General features: G+C 66.6%; 9 protein-coding genes. 4 read left to right on the top strand and 5 right to left on the bottom strand.

Annotation, left to right across the window (positions count from 1 at the left end; genetic code table 11):
• Positions 1-801, top strand: an 801-nt coding sequence (locus tag QOD90_RS15690) for an NAD(P)H-binding protein (protein ID WP_526351259.1), incomplete at its 5' end; no start/stop codon positions are given.
• Positions 802-804: 3 nt separating this feature from the next.
• Here QOD90_RS15690 and purF read toward each other — a convergent pair.
• Entirely contained in the window at positions 805-2,358 is a 1,554-nt protein-coding gene (purF, locus tag QOD90_RS15685; RefSeq protein ID WP_526351263.1) for an amidophosphoribosyltransferase, read from the bottom strand.
• A 189-nt stretch (positions 2,359-2,547) separates the two neighbouring features.
• On the opposite strand from purF, the gene QOD90_RS15680 reads away from it, so the two are divergent.
• Positions 2,548-3,825: a DoxX family protein gene (locus QOD90_RS15680; protein ID WP_526351261.1), complete on the top strand. Its 1,278-nt coding sequence runs from the start codon at positions 2,548-2,550 to the stop codon at positions 3,823-3,825.
• On the opposite strand, the gene QOD90_RS15675 is transcribed toward QOD90_RS15680, so the two are convergent.
• On the bottom strand, positions 3,822-4,217 hold the full coding sequence (locus tag QOD90_RS15675) for a sterol carrier family protein (RefSeq protein WP_526351257.1): 396 nt from the start codon (positions 4,215-4,217) through the stop codon (positions 3,822-3,824). The genes QOD90_RS15680 and QOD90_RS15675 overlap by 4 nt on opposite strands.
• Before the next feature lie 16 nt (positions 4,218-4,233).
• Between QOD90_RS15675 and QOD90_RS15670 the strand changes: the two genes are divergently transcribed.
• Together QOD90_RS15670 and QOD90_RS15665 are read left to right on the top strand one after the other, a co-directional pair.
• Entirely contained in the window at positions 4,234-5,439 is a 1,206-nt protein-coding gene (locus QOD90_RS15670; RefSeq protein WP_526351255.1) for an MCE family protein, read from the top strand.
• Positions 5,440-5,480: 41 nt separating this feature from the next.
• A complete protein-coding gene (locus QOD90_RS15665; RefSeq protein ID WP_526351253.1) occupies positions 5,481-5,903 on the top strand; it encodes a PPOX class F420-dependent oxidoreductase in 423 nt (140 codons plus the stop codon).
• Here QOD90_RS15665 and QOD90_RS15660 read toward each other — a convergent pair.
• The 3 genes from QOD90_RS15660 to QOD90_RS15650 form a co-directional block, all read right to left on the bottom strand.
• The gene (locus QOD90_RS15660; protein ID WP_526351251.1) at positions 5,870-6,514 is read right to left on the bottom strand and encodes an Rv0804 family intramembrane glutamic endopeptidase; all 645 of its coding nucleotides are present in this window, start codon (positions 6,512-6,514) and stop codon (positions 5,870-5,872) included. The genes QOD90_RS15665 and QOD90_RS15660 overlap by 34 nt on opposite strands.
• Complete coding sequence (locus QOD90_RS15655) at positions 6,514-8,277, bottom strand: alpha/beta hydrolase (RefSeq protein ID WP_526351249.1); 1,764 nt, start codon at positions 8,275-8,277, stop codon at positions 6,514-6,516. Before QOD90_RS15655 ends, QOD90_RS15660 begins: the two co-directional genes overlap by 1 nt.
• A partial coding sequence (locus tag QOD90_RS15650) for an AIR synthase-related protein (protein ID WP_526351247.1) occupies positions 8,274-8,941 on the bottom strand: 668 nt, incomplete at its 5' end. The genes QOD90_RS15655 and QOD90_RS15650, both read right to left, overlap by 4 nt.

The following is an 8,941-nucleotide window of genomic DNA, read 5'->3' as shown; positions in this document are numbered from 1 at the left end:
AGCGATCCCGATTCGTTGGTCGAAGCGTTCGACGGCGTGGACGTCGTCTACTACCTAGTTCACTCGATGGGCACGTCATCCGACTTCGTCCGCGCAGAGGAGGAGTCGGCGCACAACGTCGCCGCCGCAGCCGAAAAGGCCGGAGTGCGCCGCATCGTCTACCTATCGGGCCTGCACCCGACGGGCGAACTGTCCCGGCACCTGCGATCGCGGAACACCGTCGGCGAAATCCTGATGGCCTCGAGCGTCGAGACCGTGGTGCTGCAGGCGGGCATCGTCGTCGGCTCGGGTTCCGCGTCGTTCGAGATGATCCGGCATCTCACCGACCGCCTTCCCGTGATGACCACCCCCAAGTGGGTCCGCAACAAGATCCAGCCCATCTTCATCGACGACGTGCTGCACTATCTGGTCGAGGCCGCCGACGCACCGTTGCCAGAGTCACGCACCTTCGATGTCGGGTGTCCCGACGTGTTGGAGTACGGGGACGCCATGCAGATCTACGCGGAAGAGGCCGGGCTGCGCAGACGGGTCATCGTGGCGCTGCCGCTTCTGACGCCGAGCATCGCCAGCTGGTGGGTCGGGCTGGTGACACCGATTCCGTCTGGGCTGGCACGTCCGCTCGTCGAGTCGCTCGAACATGACGCGGTGATGTCCGAACACGACATCGACGCCGTCATCCCGCCGCCAGCCGGAGGGCTGACGAACTACCGGGACTCGGTGAAGAAGGCGCTAGCGCAGGATGGCACGGCAGGCACCGGTCGCCGTCACCTAATTCGCTTCAGTTCGGCTGTGCCCCAGTAACTTTCAAGGTCGACGCAGTGCCGAGGCGTTGTCGTTGTCGGTCGAGAGGCCCGTCCGCGCCGCATTGGCCAGCATGTGCTCGATGACGTTCTTGCCGAGGGCCGACTCGCTGGGCAATTCGATCGGATACTCCCCGTCGAAGCAAGCCGAGCACAAGCGCGAGGCAGGTTGTTCGGTCGCCGCGATCATGCCGTGGTGCGAGATGTAGCTGAGGGTGTCGGCGCCGATCGCGCGACGGACCGCGTCCAGCATCTCGGTCTCGTTGGCGCCCGCGTTGGACGCGTTGGCGATCAGCTCGGCGGGCGTGGCGAAGTCGATGCCGTAGAAGCACGGCCACTTCACCGGCGGTGACGCGATGCGCACGTGGACCTCGAGGGCGCCGGCCTCCCTGAGCATCCGGATCAGCGCACGCTGGGTGTTGCCGCGCACGATCGAGTCGTCGACCACGATGAGGCGCTTGCCGCGAATGACTTCCTTGAGCGGGTTCAGCTTGAGCCGGATACCCAGCTGGCGAATGGTCTGCGACGGCTGGATGAACGTGCGGCCGACGTAGGCGTTCTTCATCAAGCCCTGGCCGTAGGGGATGCCAGACTCCTGCGCATACCCGACCGCTGCCGGGATGCCGGATTCGGGGACGCCGATCACCAGGTCACCGTCGACGGGACTCTCACGAGCGAGGCGCTTGCCGATGTCCACCCGGGTGGCGTGCACGGACCTGCCGGCAATGGTGCTGTCCGGCCGGGCCAGGTAGACGTATTCGAACACGCAACCCTTGGGCGTCGGGTTCGCGAAGCGGGTGGAGCGCACGCCGTCGGCATCGATCGCCAGCAGTTCGCCGGGCTCGATGTCGCGGACGAAGGCGGCACCGACGATGTCGAGCGCGGCAGTCTCCGAGGCCACCACCCAGCCGCGGTCCAGCCGGCCAAGCGACAGCGGCCGCACCCCGTGCGGATCGCGCGCGGCGTAGAGCGTGTTCTCGTCCATGAACGTCAAACAGAAGGCGCCGCGAACCGTCGGGAGCAATTCCAGCGCCGCCTGTTCCAGCGTGGCGTCGGCGGCACCATGTGCCAGCAACGCGCCGAGGATGTCGGAGTCCGTGGTGGCCGCGGCAGCGCCACGCGTGTCGATCAGCCCTGCTTCACGGGCGCGGGCCGCGAGTTCGGTGGTGTTCACCAAGTTTCCGTTGTGGCCGAGCGCGACACCCGTACCCGCGGCGGTGTTCCTGAACACCGGCTGGGCGTTCTCCCACGTGGTGGAGCCGGTGGTGGAGTAGCGGCAGTGGCCGACGGCGACGTGGCCCTCCATCGCGGCGAGCGTCTGCTCGTCGAACACCTGGCTGACGAGGCCGAGATCCTTGAATACCAGCACCTGTGAGCCGTCGGCGACTGCGATGCCCGCCGCCTCCTGGCCCCTGTGCTGCAGGGCATACAGGCCGTAGTACGTGAGCTTCGCCACGTCCTCGCCGGGGGCCCAGACACCAAAGACGCCACATTCTTCTTTGGGTTCGTCCGATGAGCCGCTTGCGCGAAGAGTGTCGGTGGTGTCCGTCTGCTCGATCTGCTCGGCGGTCACGATCAGTCTGCTCCCTGGGGGCTGTGGGTGACGTTGGTCAGTCTACGGTCAACACCGGTCGAAGGTGGAATCGAAGTGCGGTGTCGCCAAACGTTTCAACAACGAGGACGGCCCGCGCATTTCTCGTAAGGGAGGTGGGACCGCGTGCAGAGCGCCACGGTCGAGGTCGTAGCGGTGGACGACGAGCCAGGGGCATGGCGCCTCGGCACCCGGATCGGCTTCCGGTTCTGTGTCGTCTACCTCGGACTGTTCTGCCTGACGTTCGCGCAGATCACCTTCGCCTTCGCGGGCGTACTGGCGCGGTGGCTGCCGGACGGCGCCGTCATCTGGCAGATGGTCGCCCTCGAACCGATCACCGGCTGGGTCGGTCGCACGGTGCTTGGCGTCGATGCGGTTCTGCAGCCGAGTACCGGCAGCGGCGACCAGGCGGCGATCTGGGTCTACGTCTTCAGTCTTCTGGCGGCGGCTGCAGTCGCCACCGTCGTGTGGTCGGTGTTGGACCGCCGGCGACTGCGCTACCCGACGTTGACGACGTGGTTCACGGTGTTCCTTCGCCTCTGCCTTGGCGGTCAGATGCTCTTCTACGGCTTCGCGAAACTGATCCCGACGCAGATGCCGTCGCCGCCGCTGGCGTCGCTGGTCGAGCCGTTCGGAAATTTGAGCCCGATGGCGGTGTTGTGGCTGCAGGTCGGCACCTCACATCCCTATGAAATGGCCCTTGGCGCCGCCGAGGTCGCCGCCGGGGTGCTGTTGTTCATCCCAAGGACGGCCACCCTGGGCGCGCTGGTGAGCCTCGCGGCCACCGGACAGATCTTCCTGCTCAACATGACCTACGGCGTGCCCGTGAAGATCTTGTCGTTCCACCTGGTCCTGATCAGCGCACTACTGTTGGCGCCCAAGGCAAGACGTCTCGTCGACGTCCTGGTGCTCGGCCACGGGGTCGGTCCCGAGGAGCGGCCCGCGTTGTTCGCCTCGGGGCGGCGCAATCGGATCGCGGCGATCGCCCAGATCGTCCTATGCGCCTGGGTGCTGATCGGAGGTCTGGCACTCAACCTGCAGGCCTGGAAGGAATACGGCGACGGGAGGCCGAAGCCGGATCTGTACGGCATCTGGCAGGTCACCGACTTCTCCATCGACGGACGTCCGCTGCCGCCACTCATGAGCGACGACACCCGTTGGCAGAGACTGATTTTCGATCGGCCAGAGGTAGTGACCTACCAGCTGATGAACAACGACCTGGTCGACGTCGCCGCCAGCCAGACCGGCGACACCCTGGCGTTGCCAGACGTCGAAGGCACGTTCGCCGTCACCCGGACTGGCGACCACCTGCACCTCGACGGCCGGTTGAAGGACAGTCGCGTGGCGATCACCCTGGAACGCCAGCCACTGGACGACTTCACCCTGCGGAACCGTGGCTTTCACTGGGTGCAGGAGGCGCCGTATTTCGGTTAGCGAGGATCGAGGGAGACGATCGGGAGCCAGTCGGCGACCTCCCTTGCGCGCGACCCGGACGACTGCACCATCCCACCCGCGACGCCATCGGCCATCGTCAGCAATCCGGTGGCCAGTAGGAGCCAGGTGCGCGGATCGGTCTCGACAACGTTGGGCGGGTTCCCCCGGGTGTGAGCCAGTCCCGAGATGCACTGCACGGCAACGAACGGAGGCACCCTCACCTCGACGCTCGCCCCGGGCGATAGCGCGGCCAGTGTCCTGGCCGTGAGGCGGACGGCGTCGGCGAGCACGCTCCGCTCGGGTCTCGCAGCGGTGTCGTCGCGCAGCCACTCCGCGACGGCCGATACCGCCGCGCGAGTCTTCGTCGGATCCGCAGTACGGCGGGCGGCCATACCCTAGTGTCGCAGAATGGCATTCGACCGCCATCGGCCGCCGTACAAGCTGGCAGGCTCGGTGCTACTGGCGATCGTCGTCCTCTTCGGGTTTCTGCTGGCCAAGCAGTACCGCGGCGACTTCGTCGAGCAGAGCGAACTCAAGGTGATCTCGGGCCGCGCCGGCCTGGTCGTCGACCCCGGCTCGAAGGTCACCCTCAACGGCGTCGAGATCGGTCGGGTCGCGCACATCGACACCACCAACGTCGACGGTGTCGAGCAGGCGATGATCACCGTCGAAGTCAACGACCACTACCTTCCGTCGATACCGTCCAACGTTCTCGCCGACGTCAAGGCCAGTACCGTGTTCGGCAACAAGTATGTGTCGTTCAGCTCGCCGGAAAAGCCGTCTGCAAACCATATTTCGAGTGGCGACGTCATTCGCGCGCAGTCGGTGACGACAGAGTTCGACACCCTGTTCGAAACGGTTACCTCGATCGCGAGCAAGGTCGACCCGATCAAGTTGAACCAGACTTTGACGGCCACGGCCCAGGCCCTTGCCGGCCTCGGTACCAAATTCGGCGAGTCCCTCGAGAACGCGAACGTCATCCTCGACGACGTGAACCCGCAGATGCCTCGGCTGCGCGAGGACGTCGCGCGGACCGCCGACCTGCTCGGCGTCTACGCCGATGCCTCGCCGAATCTTCTGGACGGGCTCGAAGCTGCGGTCACGACGGCGCGCACGCTCAATGCGGAGCGTGGCGACGTCGACGCCGCACTGATGGCCTCGATCGGATTCGCCAACACTGCCGCGGATCCGCTGGAGCGCGCCGGCCCCTACCTGGTCCGCGGAGCCGCCGACCTGGTGCCGACGACCAAACTGCTCGACGACTACCGCGCGATGATCTTCTGCACGCTGCGCAACTATCACGACGTCGGGCCACGGATCGCGAAGGCCCTCGGCGGTGACAACGGATTCTCGCTGGTGTCGTACGGGACGGTCATCGGTGCGGGCAATCCGTTCATCTACCCGGACAATCTGCCCCGCATCAACGCCCACGGTGGCCCGGAGGGGCGGCCGGGGTGCTGGCAGAAGGTCACCTACGACCTGTGGCCGATGCCATATCTGGTGATGGACACCGGGTTCGACCTCGCCCCATACAACCACGCCGAAATCGCCCAGCCGATGGCCATCGACTACGTGTGGGGCCGCCAGATCGGTGAGCTCACGATCAATCCCTGACCCTTGACGTCAACCGTCCTTGAGGTCTTACGGTGATCAACATGTCGTTCAAACCACACGAGATCGAGTTCATGCGTGGTGCCGACCTTGCCCGGTTGGCCACCATGCAGCCCGACGGCACACTGCAGAACAGCCCCGTCGGATTCACCTACAACGAAGACCTTGGCACCATCGACATCGCCGGCTACCGCATGTCGCACAGTCAGAAATTCCGCAACGTCGCCGCAAATCCCGTCGTCGCCGTCGTGGTGGACGACATCGTGTCCAGGGATCCGTGGCGGGTGCGTTGCCTCGAGATTCGTGGCACCGCGGTGCAGGCGAACGTCGGGGTGGCGACGGGGGTAGCTGGTGACGAACTGGATTCGGCGATCATCCGGATCACCCCGCGCAAGATCATCGCCTTTGGCATCGACGACACCGATACCGAGCCTCATCTGCTCGAAATGGACAGTCGCGCAGTCTGATTCTCGACGGCCAAGGCGGCCACCGCTCCCGCCTCATTGCTGGCCAGGTGCGCGAGCATCGGCGCGGCCAGGCTTCCCGTGCGGTCATACAGCCAGCCGAATGCCCATCCCGCCGCTCCGGTGACGAGCACGGTCCCGATGACCGAATCACCGGCCCCGCGCGCATCGGCGACGTGGGACAGCCCGAATGCGGTCGCCTGCAACAGCCGACCCCAGCTACCCCCGAATGCCTGGGCCGCAACGGTTCCCAATGCGCCGCGGTAGGCGGCCTCCTCCGACCAGACCGTGCCGATCGGAATGCGCACGGCGAGCCAGGCCGCGGCTGGCCGCGGCACCTCGCGCACCTCCAGGCTGCGCCGCACGGCGGGCACGGCGGTGGACGCCGCCACCGCTGCGGAGACCGCGCCCGCCACTCCAAGGCCCAGTCGCAGGCCGCGCGTCGAAGCCGGTGGCCGCAGCCCGAGCGGCGCATTGGTGCACGCGACGAGCACCCCGCCGAGAGCGGCGTGGACGGGCACTACCCAGCCCGGCGGAAGTCTCGGAGCTACCAGCCCCTTCCACCCGACCAAGGCGGCGGCCAGTGACAACGCCCGAATTCGGCCGGGCGGCACTAATACTCGTTCCCGACGCTCTGCACCGCAGCGCGGACGCGCTCGGTGTCCGCGTTCGTCCACCCGTCGGGGGGAATGACGGCGACCCAGCCGTCGAGAACCGACTCTCCGTAGTTGTGGCCATGTCCCGCCGGAACGCTGGCGGAATTGGTCATGTCAGCACCGACCTGCCAAAAGCTGACGATCGGGTACCACCGCATCGATGGCGTGCGGTCCGCGCCCGGCGGCTCGACCAGCCAGTCCGGTCGGGCGAACACCAGATCCGGCGACCACCACACGATCGGGTCAGACGCGTGCTGGAGGAACAGCACTCGCGTGCCGTCCCACTCGGGTTTCGCCGCCTCGGCGATGTCGACGCTGTTCGTCGCTTGCGAGAACCGCACCGTGCGGCCGTTGTCGTAACTCGGCTGAACTTCCGGGGTGTTGGGGTCGCGGCGCTGCACCAGCGCACTCCAGAGCGAACTTTCGTGCGGCGGGCCCACCCACAGCACGGCCGAGAAGTCCCTCCGCGCGATGTCGGGAAGCCACGGAAATGCCGCCTGGCCCGCCAGCGACCCGAGGCTCTCGCCGTAGAGCACCAGCTTGGGTCTGCGGTCAGGGGGAAGCTGCGTCCAGCGTTCGTGGACGGTGTCGATGAGGACGCGTCCCGACTCGACGGACTTCTCACGGTCCCCGAGAAACGAGATCCAGCTCGGCAGATACGAATACTGCACGCCGACGAGCGCCGTATCGCCGTTGTACATCGTCTCGATCGATCTCGCGGCGACCGGGTTGATCCAGCCCGTTCCCGTGGTGGGGACGAGGACGAGGAGCTTGCGCTCGAAGGCGCCGGTGCGCATCAGTTCGCGGACGATGACGTCGGCCCTGGCCTGGTCGGAGTCGGCGGTCTCCAGCCCCGCGTACACCCGGATCGGTTCCTTGGCTGGGCGGCCGTTGAGCTTGGTCAGTTCGGCCGCGTGCGGGCCGGTCGCGACGAAGTTGCGCCCTTGGAACCCGAGGGTGTCCCACGGCGCGAGTGACATTGCGCTGCCCGATTTCTCGGGTTGAGACGGCTGGGAGATGCCGTCGCGGGTAGTGGAGTTCTGCGGTTGCAACATTCGGTTGGCGCCGACCAGGAAGCCGCGGTACAGCACGCCGTTGACGAGGGTGACGACCAGGATGACGACGATCGCGGTGCCGATGAACATCGCCGTTTCCTGATGGACGTGCCAGCGGCGGATGAGTTTCCTCGCGAGGAACCTGATCGCGTCGTTGAGCACCCGGGCCGTTGACACGCAGGCGACACCCACCAACACGGCGGCCACCAGGGTACGCAGATAGCCGAGGGTGGTCGGACCTGCGAGGCCCATCTCGGCCGATACCTGACGCTGCCACGCCGCCGCGGGCACCAGCATCGACACGCACACCACGATCGCCACCACGACGATGCCCACCTTGAGCACGTTCAACGTCCTCTTCGGCGGCGGCCACCATTCTCGATGATGTAACGCAATGCGGTGGAAGACCTTGGCGAGGACCACGCCGATGGCATAGCCGATGGAGGCGTTGATGCCACCGATCAGACCCTGGAAGGTCCAGTCCCGCGGAAGCAACGAAGGGGTCAGAGACAGACAGAAGAACAGGGCGGCGACGGCGACGCCGCCGAAGTCGAGACGGACCAGGCTCCACGCCCAGACCACCAGCGGATGGCGTTGTTCTCGTTGTCGGCGTCCTGGGGTGTCGGCGAGGGACTCGCCGCTAGCGGTTTGTGCCTCCGCACTCACCCGAACAGTCCGGGCAGCACGCCCTCCGACGTGCGGCGCAATTCGTCGAGACTCACGGTGAACTGGCCCTGGACTTCGATGGACGTGCTGCCTTCGTCGACCACGCCGATGCGTTCGGCGGGCAGTCCGCGCGCCTCGCACATGGCACGGAACCTGCTCTCCTCGGTGCGGGGTACGGCGACGAGCACCCGGCCGGCGGACTCTGAGAACAGCGTCACGAACGGGTCGGCGCCCTCGGGAAGTATTATCCGGCAACCGGTTTCGCCCGCCATCGCGGCCTCGACGATGGCCTGAACGAGACCGCCCTCGGACAGGTCGTGGGCGGCGGAGATCAGCCCGTCACGGCTGGCCGCGACCAGCACTTCGGCCAGCAGCTGCTCACGCGCCAGGTCGACCTTCGGCGGCAAGCCACCGAGGTGGTCGGCGGTGACCTGCGCCCAGATGGAACCGTCGAACTCGTCGCGGGTGTCGCCAAGCAGGATCAACGTCTCACCCGGTTCGTGGCCGAAGCCGGTCGGGATGCGGCGGTGCACGTCGTCGATGACCCCGAGCACCCCGACGACGGGCGTCGGAAGGATTGCGGTGCTACCGGTCTGGTTGTAGAAGCTCACATTGCCGCCGGTGACTGGAATGCCCAGTGCCGCACAGCCGTCGGCTAGGCCAC

This window comes from Mycobacterium sp. (assembly GCF_032161845.1).
GTDB lineage: Bacteria > Actinomycetota > Actinomycetes > Mycobacteriales > Mycobacteriaceae > Mycobacterium.
The sequence above is the reverse complement of the archived record's forward strand: the minus strand, read 5'-3'. Positions and strand labels throughout refer to the sequence as shown.